Annotated in this window: 15 protein-coding genes; 8 read left to right on the top strand and 7 right to left on the bottom strand. The window is 69.7% G+C overall.

Features of this window, described 5'->3' with window-relative positions:
- Positions 1-44 precede the first annotated feature (44 nt).
- From GXW71_RS17910 to GXW71_RS17905, 3 genes are all read left to right on the top strand, one after another.
- Positions 45-1019: a serine hydrolase domain-containing protein gene (locus GXW71_RS17910; protein ID WP_246526671.1), complete on the top strand. Its 975-nt coding sequence runs from the start codon at positions 45-47 to the stop codon at positions 1017-1019.
- Between the two features lie 186 nt (positions 1020-1205).
- Positions 1206-1337, top strand: a complete 132-nt coding sequence (locus GXW71_RS35210; RefSeq protein WP_281417382.1) for a hypothetical protein — start codon at positions 1206-1208, stop codon at positions 1335-1337.
- Between the two features lie 72 nt (positions 1338-1409).
- A complete protein-coding gene (locus GXW71_RS17905; protein ID WP_211853917.1) occupies positions 1410-2384 on the top strand; it encodes a DUF72 domain-containing protein in 975 nt (324 codons plus the stop codon).
- Here GXW71_RS17905 and GXW71_RS17900 read toward each other — a convergent pair.
- The 7 genes from GXW71_RS17900 to GXW71_RS17870 all read right to left on the bottom strand — a co-directional run bounded on the left by GXW71_RS17900 (position 2321) and on the right by GXW71_RS17870 (position 9496).
- On the bottom strand, positions 2321-3154 hold the full coding sequence (locus GXW71_RS17900) for an alpha/beta fold hydrolase (RefSeq protein ID WP_211853916.1): 834 nt from the start codon (positions 3152-3154) through the stop codon (positions 2321-2323). The genes GXW71_RS17905 and GXW71_RS17900 overlap by 64 nt on opposite strands.
- A 34-nt stretch (positions 3155-3188) precedes the next feature.
- Positions 3189-3584 (bottom strand): low affinity iron permease family protein, encoded by a 396-nt coding sequence (locus GXW71_RS17895; protein ID WP_211853915.1) that lies wholly within the window; start codon positions 3582-3584, stop codon positions 3189-3191.
- Between the two features lie 82 nt (positions 3585-3666).
- Entirely contained in the window at positions 3667-5373 is a 1707-nt protein-coding gene (locus GXW71_RS17890) for a thiamine pyrophosphate-requiring protein (protein ID WP_281417381.1), read from the bottom strand.
- A gap of 11 nt (positions 5374-5384) precedes the next feature.
- Positions 5385-6536: an alpha/beta fold hydrolase gene (locus tag GXW71_RS17885; RefSeq protein ID WP_211853913.1), complete on the bottom strand. Its 1152-nt coding sequence runs from the start codon at positions 6534-6536 to the stop codon at positions 5385-5387.
- A gap of 302 nt (positions 6537-6838) precedes the next feature.
- A complete protein-coding gene (locus GXW71_RS17880) occupies positions 6839-7225 on the bottom strand; it encodes a VOC family protein (RefSeq protein ID WP_211853912.1) in 387 nt (128 codons plus the stop codon).
- A gap of 123 nt (positions 7226-7348) precedes the next feature.
- Positions 7349-8752 carry a serine/threonine protein kinase gene (locus GXW71_RS17875; protein ID WP_211853911.1) on the bottom strand — a complete coding sequence of 468 codons (1404 nt, stop codon included), beginning with the start codon at positions 8750-8752 and terminating at the stop codon, positions 7349-7351.
- A 3-nt stretch (positions 8753-8755) separates the two neighbouring features.
- A complete protein-coding gene (locus tag GXW71_RS17870) occupies positions 8756-9496 on the bottom strand; it encodes a metallophosphoesterase family protein (protein WP_211853910.1) in 741 nt (246 codons plus the stop codon).
- Positions 9497-9617: 121 nt separating this feature from the next.
- Between GXW71_RS17870 and GXW71_RS17865 the strand changes: the two genes are divergently transcribed.
- The 5 genes from GXW71_RS17865 (at position 9618) to GXW71_RS17845 (ending at position 13755) form a co-directional block, all read left to right on the top strand.
- Positions 9618-10064, top strand: coding sequence for a hotdog fold thioesterase (locus GXW71_RS17865; protein ID WP_211853909.1), 447 nt, complete (start codon positions 9618-9620; stop codon positions 10062-10064).
- 72 nt (positions 10065-10136) lie between these two features.
- Positions 10137-10838: an isochorismatase family protein gene (locus GXW71_RS17860; RefSeq protein ID WP_211853908.1), complete on the top strand. Its 702-nt coding sequence runs from the start codon at positions 10137-10139 to the stop codon at positions 10836-10838.
- Positions 10835-11833: an asparaginase gene (locus GXW71_RS17855; RefSeq protein ID WP_211853907.1), complete on the top strand. Its 999-nt coding sequence runs from the start codon at positions 10835-10837 to the stop codon at positions 11831-11833. The genes GXW71_RS17860 and GXW71_RS17855 overlap by 4 nt, the downstream gene beginning before the upstream one ends.
- Positions 11834-11963: 130 nt before the next feature.
- Positions 11964-12728 carry an MBL fold metallo-hydrolase gene (locus GXW71_RS17850; protein ID WP_211853906.1) on the top strand — a complete coding sequence of 255 codons (765 nt, stop codon included), beginning with the start codon at positions 11964-11966 and terminating at the stop codon, positions 12726-12728.
- Complete coding sequence (locus GXW71_RS17845; RefSeq protein ID WP_211853905.1) at positions 12721-13755, top strand: Ldh family oxidoreductase; 1035 nt, start codon at positions 12721-12723, stop codon at positions 13753-13755. The genes GXW71_RS17850 and GXW71_RS17845 overlap by 8 nt, the downstream gene beginning before the upstream one ends.

The following is a 13755-nucleotide window of genomic DNA, read 5'->3' as shown; positions in this document are numbered from 1 at the left end:
CGCGGTTGGATGGCGCGGCTATCCGCGCCATCATGAAGGCCATGATGCCGCCCGCTTCCGTCACCGCGCCGCCGGTCGCGCCCGCCGCCGCCGGCTTCGATCCCGATCGGCTCGGCCGCGCCGTGGCGCTGGCCCGCTTCTACGGCGCCGAAGGGCTGTTGGTGCTGCGCGGCGGGCAGATCGTGGCGAGCCTCGGCGACCCCGCCTGGAAGGCCAATATCCGATCGATCCGCAAATCGATCCTGTCCGCCCTGATCGGCATCGCGGCCGAGGAAGGGCGCATCTTCCTGGGCGCGACGCTGGAACAGCTCGGCATCGATGACCGCGAAGGCCTGTCGCCGGCCGAGAAGCAGGCGACCGTCTACGACCTGCTCACCGCCCGGTCCGGCATCATGCATCCCGCGGGCTATGAGAGCGACTGGATGAAGGCGATCAAGCCACCGCGGCACGCCCATGCGCCGGGCACCCGCTGGACCTACAACAACTGGGATTTCAACGCCCTCGGCACGATCTACGAACGCGCCACCGGCCGCTCTATCCCCGAAGCCTTCGCGACCCTGCTGGCGGCACGGCTGGGGATGGAGGATTTCGCGCCGGAGGATGCCAGCCACATCTTCTCCGAGGAGAGCCAGCACCCCGCCTATCCGATCCGGCTTTCGGCGCGCGACCTCGCGCGGTTCGGGCAGCTCTGGCTCCAGGACGGGGCCTGGGAGGGACGGCAGCTCGTCCCCGCGCCTTGGGTGCGGCTCTCCGTGCAGCCGATCTCCGATGCCGGGCAGGACGGCGCCTATGGCTATATGTGGTGGGTCTGCCGCGACGGCGTGCACTACCCCGGCGCCATCCTGCCGCGCGACAGCTTCTCCGCGCGCGGCTGGGGTGGCCATCTGCTGCTGGTGGTGCCGAGCCTCGACCTCGTCCTGGTGCATCGCGCCCAGACCGAGGTGGAGCCTTACCGCACCGTCGACAAATTCGCGCTGGGCCGGATCCTGGCGGCGACCCTGGGTTCGATTGCTGCGTGAGGCCTGCGGCCTCCGCGCTGATCGTGACCGACCAGCACCGCAAAGCTTCACGATTCTGTCACAACTATTGCGATTCACGCGGATAGTTGATCGTCGTCATCGAATCCCATCGAAACGATCTGCACGTATGAGTTGCGAGTGCATCGCAGCAACACTCATGCTCCTCCTCTGACCAGGGAGGGGACAATGCGCGACCGTCTTGTGCCGCTCACCATCTGGATCTCACTCATCCTATCCGTCGCGGCGGTGGATGCCATGATGGCACCGACGCCGAACCACGGCGCCCCGCCGAGCATCGCCGTCGCCTTCAGCCGGTAACCAGCACCATCCAATCGACGTTGTGCAGGTGCCTGCCGCATTCCGCGGCGGGCAGAGGCAGGACGGCGACCAGTGGCGACAGGGGCTATCCGCATCGGCATCTCGGGCTGGACCTACGCGGCCTGGCGCGGCGTCTTCTATCCGAAAGGCCTGCCGCAGAAGCAGGAGCTCGCCCATGCCGCGCGGCAGTTCCGCTCGGTCGAGATCAACGGCACCTTCTACGGGCTGCAGCGCCCGGAGAGCTTCGGCCGCTGGCGGGACGAGACGCCGGAGGGCTTCGTCTTCGCGATCAAGGGCTCCCGCTACATCACGCATATGCGGAAGCTCCGCGATGTGGAGACGCCGCTCGCCAATTTCCTGGCTTCCGGTCCGTTGCGGTTGGGGCCGAAGCTCGGGCCCATCCTCTGGCAGTTTCCGCCGCGCATGCGCTTCGACCACGGGCTGTTCCGCGATTTCCTGGCGCTGCTGCCGCGCGACACCGGGGCCGCCGCCGCCTTGGCGCGGCAGCACGATGCGCGCATGGACGGGCGGGCCTGGGTCGACTGCGACGTGGATCAGCCGCTGCGCCACGCCATCGAGATCCGCCACGAGAGCTTCCGCGACGCCGGCTTCATCGACCTGCTGCGGGAATACGGCGCGGCGCTGGTGACCGCGGACACCGTGGAATGGCCGCTGTTGATGGATCTGACCGCTGACTTCGTCTATTGCCGCCTGCACGGGTCGGAGCAACTTTATGCCAGCGGCTACGGCCCGAAGGCGCTCGATCGCTGGGCCGATCGCATCCGCGCCTGGGCGCGCGGCGCGGAGCCCGCCGATGCCGAGCGCGTGCTGGCCCCGACGCAGCCGCGCGCCGCGGGTCGCGATGTCTATCTCTACTTCGACAATGACGCGAAGGTCCGGGCGCCTGCCGATGCCGCCGCGCTGATCCGGCGGCTGGAGGCGCCACGCGCGGCCGCCAGACGACGCCCCGCCCCGGCGACGCGTCAGCCCGCTTCGGCGAGGAAGGCGTCGACCAGCGCGTTGAAGGCCGCAGGACGTTCGAAATAGGCGGAATGGCCGGCGTCCGGGATCACCGCGGCGCGCGCCCCCGGCACCGCCGCCGCGATGGCCGCCGCCGCGAAGGGCGGCATCACCACATCCTCGCCGCCGGCGATGCACAGCACCGGGCACCCCGCCGCCGCGAGTTCGGCGGGCGCACGCCCGCGCAGGGCCTGCAGCCGGCCGCGCACCGCCTCCTTGTCGAGGCCGGTGCTCAGGCTGTCGATCTGGGTGTAGAGCAGGTGATGCGCGGGCTGCTCCTGCGCCATGCGGCCGCCGGCGGCAGGGTGCACGCCGCGCCGCGCCAGGGCTTGCCGTGCCGCCATGCTTTCCTCGGTCCAGGGCTCGATGCAGGCGCGCTCCGGCTCGCGGAACTGCCGCGGGTCGATGGAGCCGGTGGTCGCAGCCAGCACCAGCGCCGTCACCTGGCTCGGGCGGAGCAGCGCGTATTCGACGCCGGTCCAGCCGCCCATCGACTGGCAGACCAGCCGGATCTCACCGAGGCCGAGATGGTCGACCAGCGCCGCCAGATCCCCGGCATAGGCGGCTGGATCGGGGCCATCAGCGGGCGCGGTCGAGGGCCAGAAGCCGCGATGGGAGAAGGTCACGCAGCTGAAGCGCCGCGCGAAATGGCCGACCTGCTGCCACCAGGACATCAGGCAGCCGCCAAGCCCATGCGCGAAGACCAGCGGTGGACCCTCGCCCGCGACCTCATAGGCGATGCGGCAATCCGGGCGCTCGACGAAGCCGCGCCGGGGGGCGGTGGCGAAGGGGGGCATGCGGCGTCCTCGGGCGTGTGTCGGCGCCTGGTTATCACGGCTGCGGCTTGCCGTCCTCCGCCGTGGTCAGGGGGGGCGCCGCCTGACATTCGTCATCGAAACTGCGCTTCAGCGCCTCCAGCTCCTGCTCGGTGTGGTCTTCGAGATTGATGAAGCTGTTCTTGGCGCTGGATGTGACGCGGATCAGCTCATCGAGCTTCAGGTGCAGCGCCCGCGTGTCGCGGTTCTGCGAGTTCTGGATCAGGAACACCATCAGGAAGGTGACGATGGTGGTGCCGGTGTTGATGACGAGCTGCCAGGTGTCGGAGAAGCCGAAGAGCGGCCCCGAGGCACCCCAGAAGATCACGATGACAGCCGCCAGGATGAAGCTGTGGGGGCGGCCGGCCTGTTCCGCCACCCACTGCGCGATATGGGCGAAGACCTTGTTCATGACGCCTCGCTGATCGGTTACCCGACGAGACGTCAACGATGGAATCTGCCTTGCGGTTGCGCCAAAGCTTGTGCGCCAAAGCTCAGAGGCGGCTGACCTGGGTCTCCTTCGAGGTGATGAACTCGAGCAGCGCCGGTTTGCCTTCCCTGGTCGCGGCGATGCCGCGCCGGATCGCCGGCACGATGTCCTCGGGCCGCTCGATCCGCTCGCCATGGCCGCCGAAGGCGCGCGCCATCCCGGCATAGTCGCCGGAAATGTCCGTGCTGCGGTATTTCTCCGTGCTGATCGGCATCACCTTCAGCTCGATCGCCATAGAGAAGTTGTTGAGCAGGATGGACAGGATCGGGATGCGCTCGCGCACCGCGGTCTCGAAATCCATGCCCGTGAAGCCGATCGCCGCATCGCCCCAGACATTGATGCAGAGCTTGTCCGGCCGCGCGAGCTTGGCGCCCATCGCGAGGCCGAGCCCGTATCCCAACTGCGTCGTCTTGCCCCAGCCGAGGTACGACAGCGGCGTGCGCGCCACCCAGAAGGGCGAGAGCTGGTCGCGCGGGCTGCCGGCATCATGGGTGATGATGGTGTTGTCGACGTCGACCGTATTCCAGAGGTCGCGCAGCACGCGATAGGGGTTGAGTGGTGCCGCGTCATGGTCACGCTTCGCCGCCCATTGCTGCAGCCATTCCGCGCGGATCTCCGCGATCTCCCGCGCCGTGGCGCTGGAATCGCGCGGCTCGCGGATGCGGTCGCCGAGCTCGGCGAGCAGTGCGTCGAGCGTCAGTGCCGCATCGCCGACCAGGCCGAGCGTGACGCGGACATTGTTGTCGAGATGCGCGGGATCGAGCGTCGCGTGGATGACGGTCTTTCCCTTCGGCATGGCGACGCCGAAATTGGTCTCGGTGAAGGAGCAGCCGATGCCGAGGATGAGGTCGGCATTGTCGAGGAAATGCCGCACCGTCTTCGCGATCGCGAGGCCGCCGGAGCCGAGCGCCAGCGGGTGATCCTCAGGGAAGGAGGACTTGCCGCCGAGGCTCGTCGTCACCGGCGCGCCCAGCAGCTCGGCCAGCGCACGGAGCTGCGGCCAGGCGCGGGCCCAATGGATGCCGGTGCCGGCATAGATCACCGGGCGCTTCGCCTCGGCCAGCATCGCTGCGGCGCGACTGACATCGACGGGATCCGGCCCGTAGCGCACCGGCTTGACCGGCGTGTAGTCGAGCGGGTCCGGCAGCTCCTCATTGAACATATCGGTCGGGATCTCGACGAGCGAGGGGCCGCCGCGGCCGCTGCGCAGTCGTGCGAAGGCGCGGCGCATGATGTTCGGCACCTCGGCGGCGAGGGTCACCGGCTCCGCCGATTTGGTCACCGTCGCCATCGAGGTGACGCTGTTGAAGTTGGGCGGCACATGCGCGATGCGGCGCGGATAGCCCATCGGCAGCACCAGAACCGGGATCGATTCCCCGAAGCACTGCGCGACGCCGCCGAAGGCGTTCTCGGCACCCGGCCCGTGCTGCATGCAGAAGGCGCCGATGGTCTCGCCCGAGGTGACGCGGGAGATGGCATCGGCCATATGCAGGCCGATGCGTTCCTGCCGCACGATGATGGGGCGGATGTCGATCTCCGCCGCGCTCTCCAGCAGGTGGTTGACCGGATAGCCGGTGAGGATGCCGATCCCCTCCCGCTTCATGATTTCCGCGATGGCGGCGCCGACCTTCATGCTTCCGTTCCCTCCGTCCGCGGCGCGCTGCGGCGCCTTGCGAAGAAGGAGATTGGCCCCATTGAGCCCGCGCGGCAAATTCCGGTCCGTCAGCGCCGGCGGGTGACGAACTCCGTCAGCAGTTGCGCCACCCTTGCCGCCTGTTCCTGCTGCACCCAATGGCCGGCGCCGTCGACCAGGTGCACAGCTTCCAGTCGCGCGCAGGCACCGCCCTGCATGCGCTCGAAATCGCCGGGCTTCTGGTGCACGCCCCAGTCGCTGCGGCCGGCGATGAAGGCGGCCGGCACCTCGATGGCACGCCCGGCGAAGACCTGGAGGTCGCGGGCGGAGAGGCCGCTGGTGCCGGCGCGATAGCATTGCAGCCCGCCCTGGAAGCCGGTGCGCGTGTACTCGGCGACATAGGTCCCGAGCGCTTCCTCATCCAGCCAGCGATTGGCGGCGATTGCGGCCGCTGACGGCATTTCCGGCGCCACCGTCTCCGGCATCGTCCGCGCGAGGTCCATGATGTAGTAGGTCGGCATCTTCGCGAGCTCGGCCGCGGTCCAGCCGGCCAGTGGATAGGGCGCGTTGGCGGCCCAGTCGGCACTCTTGTGGTGGTAATAGGCGCGCAGGAAGTCGCGCAGGCCCTGGGCGCAGCCCATCATGTCGGCATTGGCGGCCCGGGTGGAATAGTACCACTGGTAATGCTTGCGCGGCCGCTCCAGCGCCGCCAGCCCGGCATGGATGTCGCCCGGCACCTGCGGCGTCGCCACCGGCGCATCGCCGGATTTGAGCGCCGGCGGGCCGCCATAGGGCGCGCTCATCAACACGACGGAGCGGAAGACGTCGGGCCGGATCAGCGCGCAATTGGCCGCGACCGGGGATCCGTAGTCATGCCCGACCACCGCATGCACGGAAGCGAGGCCGAGGGCGCGGACCAGCGCCAGCATGTCCTTGACGTAGTTGAGCATGCGGAAGGCGCCGAGGTCGCCGTCATAATCATCGTCCCAGCCGGTGGTGCGGCCGTAGCCGCGCAGGTCGGGTGCGACGACATGGAAGCCGGCATCGGCGAGCGCCGGCATCACATGCCGCCAGGAGAAGGCGAGCTCCGGGAAGCCGTGCAGCAGCAGCACGCAGCGGCGTCCCTTCTGGCCGGTTTCCAGGAGATGAACGGAGAGGCCGTTCACGCCCGGCAAGATGCGGCTGCTGATGCCGGCCGGCAGGCGCGCGGGGTCGAGGGCCGCGATGGGGGACGTTTCCATGGTTCTTCTCGTGCGGTCTTGGGACCGGAGCTTGGCGCCCCGGCCCGGGCGCGACAAGTCGGGCTTGCCGTGACCCCAGCGCCAGGATCATGCTGATCTCGTTACGGATGGGGCGCGCCATGATCCGCTGGTTGAGGCTTGTCGTCGTGATCGCGGCTTTGGCAGGCGGGCTGCTGCCGCTCTCCGCCTGCCGGCCGGCCTGCTGCCGCGGTTTTCCCGGCCCCTGCTTTACCTGCTAGCGCGTGTCGGCTTGAGGCCGATCGGCCGAAGATCTGAAGCAGGTACCTGAATCACGGCGCTGATCATGCCGCGGCGCGTTCCAGCAGCTCGACGCGGACGCCGTCGGGCGCGTCCACGAAGGCGATGGTGATGCCGGGGCGCGGCGAGTTCGGCTCCATCGAGAAATGCGCGCCCTTCGCCTTCATCGCGGCGACGGCCGCGTGGATGTTCTCGACCTTCAGGCCGATATGCTCGTTGCCAATGTAAGGCGCCGGCGGTGCGACCGCGGTGCCGGCAGGCACCTGCTCGATGAACATGGTGATGCCGCCGAGCGACATCAGCACGCGCAACCCCGCGGGCGTGGTGGCGTGACCGGTGATCTCCGCACCCAGCATGTCGACATAGAAGCGCGCGGCGGCTTCCGGGTCGGGGCTGCGCAGGTGCAGGTGGTCGAAGGTGAAGCCCGCCATCGCGATGATCCTTGTCCGTTCCGTTCCGCGCAGGATGCGGCGGTCTGGGCCGGCTGGCAACGGCACCGGGGTGGTCACCCGCCGCCGCGGTTGCTTCCTCATCCCCCGCGCGCGGCCGCACGCTTAATTTCCCGCGCGCGGCCGCACGACCGTGACGCTGCAGGGCGCCTGCGCCACCACCTCGCTGGAGATGCCGCCGAGCAGGCGCTTGCGGAACGAGGCCGGGCGGGCGCCCAGGATGATGTGGTCCACCGCGTTGGCGGTGGCGTAGTCGAGCAGCGCCGCGGCGGGGTCGGCCGCCTCCAGCACATGGAAGGTGACGCGGCCCTCCGGCAGGCCGAGCGGCGCCGCCCAGTGCCTGAGCGCGACCAGGCGCTGCACATGCCGGTTGCGGCCGCTGCCGTCGAGTGCGGAATCGGACGCGACCCAATGATGCCGCTGCACGTTGACGCAGGCAACGCGGGCCGCGGGCAGGGTCGCCAGCAGGCGGGAGGTGGTGGCGCGCATCGCCGCCTCCAGCACCGGCGCCGGGGCTCCGATGTCGAGCGCCACGACCAGGATCGGTGCCATCGGCGCGGCGCCGGGAAGCGCGGTGCGACGGCGGAACACCGGCCGCGCATCGGGGTCAAAGCGACGACGCAGCCTCTGCCGCCAGCCGTCGCGCTTCAGCTTCGCGGCGCGCGGGGTCATCGCCACGTGGTCGGGGTTGCGCAGATCGAAGGCGAGCTGCGCGGCCGAAGGGTGCCGACGCGCCGGATCCACCTCCAGGCAGCGCAGGATCGTCTCCTGCAGCCAGGGCGGCACCGCCGGGTTCAGCGCGCGCGGCGGCGCCGGGTCGAGCCAGATCCGGCGCTTCAGGTCCTGCAAGGTCAGCGGGTCGCCAAAGGGCCGGGTGCCGGTCGCGAAGAAATACATCAGCGCGCCGAGCGCGAAGAGGTCGCTGCGCGGATTGTCGCGCACCCCCATCACCTGCTCCGGCGCCATATAGGGCGCGGTGCCGTAGGGCAGGCGGAACTCCTCCTCCATCAGGTCGGGAAGCTGCAGGTGGTGCGACAGGCCGAAATCGATCAGCACCGCCTCGCCGCTCTCGCGCAGCAGGATGTTGGAGGGCTTCACATCCAGATGGACGACGTGCTGGCGATGGATCGCCTCCAGCGCGGTCGCGATTCGCGACGCGATCGCCGCAACCTCCTCGGCCGGCAGCGGCAGCGTCGCGATGCGCGGCAGCAGGGAGGTGCCGGGGATGCGCTCCATCACGATGAAGGGCTGTTCGGAGAAGTCGCCGGCGGCGATGAAGCGCGGCACATGCGGGCCATAGAGGCGGGGCATGATCATCTGCTCCATCTCGAAGCTGACGATCGCGGCGGGATCCTCGCCCTCGAACAGCAGCGGCACCTTCATCAGCAGCGGGCCGGGATGGTCGGGATGCGTCACCTCGTGCAGCATCGCCATGCCGCCGCGATGCAGCAGCGGTCCGATGGTGAAGCCGTCATACACCGCGCCTTCGGTCAGGCGGGGACGGGCCATCCGTCAGGCGCCGCGGAAGAGGCGCGCGGCCAGCCGTTCCGGCAGGCCCGCGGCGCGGATCTTGCCCGCCGTCGTCGCCACGTCGTAGGGCACCCGCATCCAGGCGAGCTGCGATCGATCGGTGTCATAGAGGCCGTAGCAGGCGGCGGGGTCGCCATCGCGCGGCTGGCCGACCGCGCCCATCACCGCGCACCAGCGGCGCGGGCGCAGCAGCGGCACCGGCACGCCGGAAACCGGGCGGAAGCGGGTGATCTTCTCGGTGGCCGTCAGGCCATAGAGCTGCGGCACATGGACGTGCCCGGCGAAGGTCAGGCGATGCGGCACAGCCTCCATGCTGCGCCGCGCCTCCTCGGCATCGGTGATGTAGCGCCAGGCCTCAGGGCGGGAGGCGTCGGCATGGACATAGAGCCGGTCCTCCTCCTCCCGCTCCAGCGGCAGAGTGGCGAGGAAGCCGCGCGCCTCGGCGTCGAGCGCGGTGCGGGTCCAGAGGATCGCGGCCTCCGCCTCCGGGTTCATGCGGTGCGGGCGGCCGATCGCGGCGGCATCATGGTTGCCGAGGATGGCGATGGCACCGCCCGCAACCCTCTCCATCGCCAGCCGCGTCACCGCCAGCGGATCGGCGCCGTAGCCGACGAGGTCGCCGAGCAGCACCAGCCGCGCGGCGCCATGCCGTTCGGCGTCGTCCAGGCAGGCGCGGAAGGCCTCCAGGTTGCTGTGGATATCGGCGAGGAGCGCGATCAGCACCGGCCGGTCCGCGTCATGTCGGGCGAGGTCATGCGTCCCATACTACCCCCCTTCGCCGCCACCGCTATACGCGCGGATGCGGCCGTGATCGGATGGGGCAGGATTCCGTCCAGGAGCACCCATGTCCGAACCCGCTTCCCTCTGGCGCCGCCCAGCCACCCCGGATGCCATCAATGCCCGGATGCCCGGCACCACGCCCGGCCTGCTCGGCATCCGCATCACCGCGGTGACCGAGGCGGGGCTGGAGGCCGAGATGCCGGTCGATGAGCGCCACATCCAGCCGGCCGGGATCCTGCACGGCGGCGTCTCCGTGGTGCTGAGCGAGACGCTGGGGTCGCTCGCGGCCACCTGCGCCTCGCCACCCGGCCAGATGGTGGTGGGGCTGGAGGTGAACGCCAATCATCTCGCGGTCGTGCCGAAGGGGCAGGTGGTGACCGCGACCTGCCGGCCGCTGCATGTCGGGCGCTCCACCCAGGTCTGGCAGACCGAGATCCGCCGCGCCGACGGCAAGCTCGCCTGCGTGTCGCGCCTGACCGCAGCGGTGATGGACCCGCCGTCGAAGGGGTGACCGCCGCGCGCCGGCAGCCTAGGCTTGCGCCGGGAAGAACGCGCCGGCCTGATCGCAAGCCAGGAGACCTCCATGCACCCACTCGCCATCCCGCCGGAGATCCCGGCGCGGGTCGCCGCGCGCTGCGGCACCGAACATCCCTTCGAGGATCTGGTCCCCGCACGCACCGCCTTCGTGGTGATCGACATGCAGGTGGGCTTCATCGACCCGGTGATCGGCCATGCGCCCTGCCCCATGGCGGAGCATATCGTGCCCGCCGTGAACCGCCTGGCCGCGGCGCTCCGCGATGCCGGCGGCGGCGTCTTCTGGGTCCAGAACGTGCATGATGCGAGCTGCGACGCGGAATGGAGCGTCATGCAGCGCATGGCGACGCCGGCAGCCCGCGCCCACCGCGTGGCGTCGATGACCGAGGGCAGCGCCGGCCATGCGCTGTGGCCGACACTCGATGTGCGGCCCGAGGATCGGCGTGTGACGAAGCGTCGCTTCAGCGCCTTCATCCAGGGCTCCTCGGACATCGCGGAGCGGCTGCGGGCGGAGGGTTTCGACACGGTGCTGATCGGCGGCACCGTGACCAATGTCTGCTGCGAGAGCAGCGCCCGCGACGCGATGATGCTGAACTTCCGCACCGTGATGGTGGCGGATGCCAATGCGGCGCTGTCGGATCAGGAGCACAACGCATCGCTCGCCGCCTTCTGGCAAATCTTCGGGGATGTGATGACGGTGGACCAGGTGATCGCGCGCCTGCAGGCGGCGCGGGCGAAGGAAGCGGCATGATGAAGAAGCGTGTTGTCCTGATCGGTACCGGCGGCACCATCGCCTCCATGGGCACCGGGCCCTTCGACATCCTGGATTATGGGGCGCGCGGGCTGCTGCTGGACGCGGCCGAGCTCGTCGCCCGGGTGCCGGAGCTGGCCGAGGTGGCGGAGGTGGTCCCGGTCCCCTTCCGCGCCGTGCCCTCGACCCAGCTCGGCTATGCCGATTGGCGGGAGTTGCACCGGATCATCCACCAGATGGCCACCGAGGATGACGGCATCGCCGGCTTCGTCGTGACCCACGGCACCTCCTCCATGGAGGAGACCGCCTATTTCCTGTCGCTGACCATAAAAATCCGTCAGCCGGTGGTGCTGACCGGTGCGCAGCGGCCGGCGACCGCGATCTCCGGCGACGGCCCGATCAACATGGCCAATGCGGTGCGCGTGGCCGCGAGCGAGGAGGCGCGCGGCATGGGCGCCCTGGTGCTCATGAATGACGAGATTCAAGCGGCGCGTGACGTCACGAAAACCTCGACCTTCCGCATGCAGACATTTCGCACGGCGGATTTCGGCGTGCTCGGCCAGGCCGACGGCGACCGCGTGGTGTTCTACCGCCGCCCCGTGCGCCGCGCCGGCCCGGACACCGAGTTCGACATCACCGGGCTGGAGACGCTGCCGCGCGTCGACGTCGCCTATGTGCATTGCGATGCCGATGGCGCCGCGGTCGATGCCTTCGTCGCGGCCGGCGCCAAGGGCATCGTCACCGCGGGCTTCGCGCCCGGCTTCGTCACGCCCGCGATGGTGACGGCGCTGGAGGCGGCACGCGCCAAGGGTGTCGTCGTCGCCATGGGCTGCCGTGCCGGCTCCGGCCGTGTCTTCCGCACCACCAAGATCGCGAAGAGCGATTTCATCGTGGCCGACAACCTGACGCCGCAGAAGGCCCGCATCCTGCTGGCCCTCGCCTTGACGCGGACCACGGATCAGGCGGAGATCACCCGGATGTTCGAGACATACTGATTGACCCTCAAGCGCCGGGCGGGCGGCATCCGCCGCCCTTGGCTCGCCGGACTCCCGGCGGGCCGCATTCGCGGCCTCGGATCGGTCAAGTGACCGATCCGCTTCGGATTGGGATTGGGAGAACGACGCCATGGTGCAGGTGGATATCCTGGTACAGGGCTATCCTGGCAAATCCGTCTGCCATGGCGGCCTCGGCTGGAGCACCATCGCGCTGCTTCGCTGGCCGGGCGGGCCGACGGCGCTGATCGATGTCGGCAGCTTCAATACGCGCCCCGAATTCGACAAGCAGCTCAAGGCGCGCGGCGTCGATCCCGCCGGGGTCACCGATGTGGTGTTGACCCATGCGCATTGGGACCATTCGGTGAACTACACCCTGTTCCCGAACGCGACGGTGCATATCGGCCGCGCCGAGATGGACTGGGCAGTGGCCGAGCCGCCCGGCTTCAACCCGCTGCCGGAGCTCTATGTGCAGGACCTCGCGAAGTCGCCGCGGCTGCGGCTGCTGGACGAGGGGGATGAGGTGCTGCCGGGCATGACCGCGCATCTGGCGCCGGGCCATACGCCGGGTTGCCTCTTCTTCTACCTGACGGCGACCGCGGCGCCGATCATCTTCACCGGCGATTCCGCGAAGAACCGCGCTGAGTTGCTGTCGATGACGACCGACATGACCATGGACGCGGCCGCGAGCCGCGATTCGCTGGCCGTGATCTGGTCGCTGTGGCGGAAGGTGCCGGGCACCCTGGTGGTGCCGGGCCATGACCTGACGATGCGCCTCGATGCCGATGGCAGGCCCGAATACATGGGCCAGCGCCGCGCCGGCATCCGGAGCTGGTTCGAGGAGGATCTCGCAGTGACGCATGAATTCGACATCTCGGCCCCGCACGCCCATGACTGAGGCCACGATCGGTGCGGCGGAGCTCGAAGCCCTCGCCACCCGCGCGCTCACCACCGGCGGCATGATGGCGACCGATGCCGCGGATGCGGCGCGCATCATGGTGCTGGCCGATCTCTTTGGCATCCGCACCCATGGCATCAGCCGCGTGGCGCAGTATCTGGAGCGGGTGAAGCTCGGCGGCATCGACGCCCGCGCCGCGGTGACGGTGGAGGCGTTGGCGCCGGCGCTGCTCCGTGTTGACGGTGCCAACGGCATCGGCCCCTTGATCGGCATGCGGACGCTGCAGGCGGCGATGGCGGCGGCGCGCGACACCGGTATGGCCGGCGCCTTCGTGCGCGGATCCAACCATTTCGGGCCGATCATGCCCTACCTTTTCCTGGCGGCGCAGGAAGGCTTCGCGGCGATCATCGCCAGCAACGCGACCACCACCATCGCGCCCTGGGGCGGCAAGGGGGCGAAGCTCGGCAACAACCCGCTCGGCTTCGGCATCCCGGGTGGTGCGGGCGCCGATCCGATCCTGCTGGACGTCGCGCTTTCGGTCGCCGCGCGCGCCAAGATCCGCAACGCGGCGGCGAAGGGCGAGGCGATCCCGGAAGGCTGGGCGACCGATGCCGAAGGCCAGCCGACCACCGATCCCAAGGCGGCGCTGCAGGGCTTCCTGCTCGCGATCGCCGGGCACAAGGGCTATGGCCTCGCTGTCATGGTCGACATGTTCGCGGGGCTGCTGTCGGGCGCTGCGTACCTGACGCATGTGAAGGCCTGGGACAAGGATCCGGGTGCCGCGCAGGATCTCGGCCATGTCTTCCTGCTGATCGATGCGAAGCGACTGCTGCCGGGCGATGCGCTCTCCACGCGCGTCGGGGATGCCGGCGCAATCCTGCGTGGGACGCCGCCCGCCGATCCGGCGCGGCCGGTGCGGCTGCCCGGTGAGATGGAGATGGCGCTGTACCATGCGCAGTCACGCAATGGCGTCCGGGTGGCGAGCGCCGATCTCGACGCGGTGCACAGGCTCGCGGGACCAGGGTGA

The organism is Plastoroseomonas hellenica (genome assembly GCF_018129085.1).
Classification (GTDB): Bacteria; Pseudomonadota; Alphaproteobacteria; order Acetobacterales; family Acetobacteraceae; genus Plastoroseomonas; species Plastoroseomonas hellenica.
This window is presented reverse-complemented; position numbering and strand designations above follow the sequence as displayed.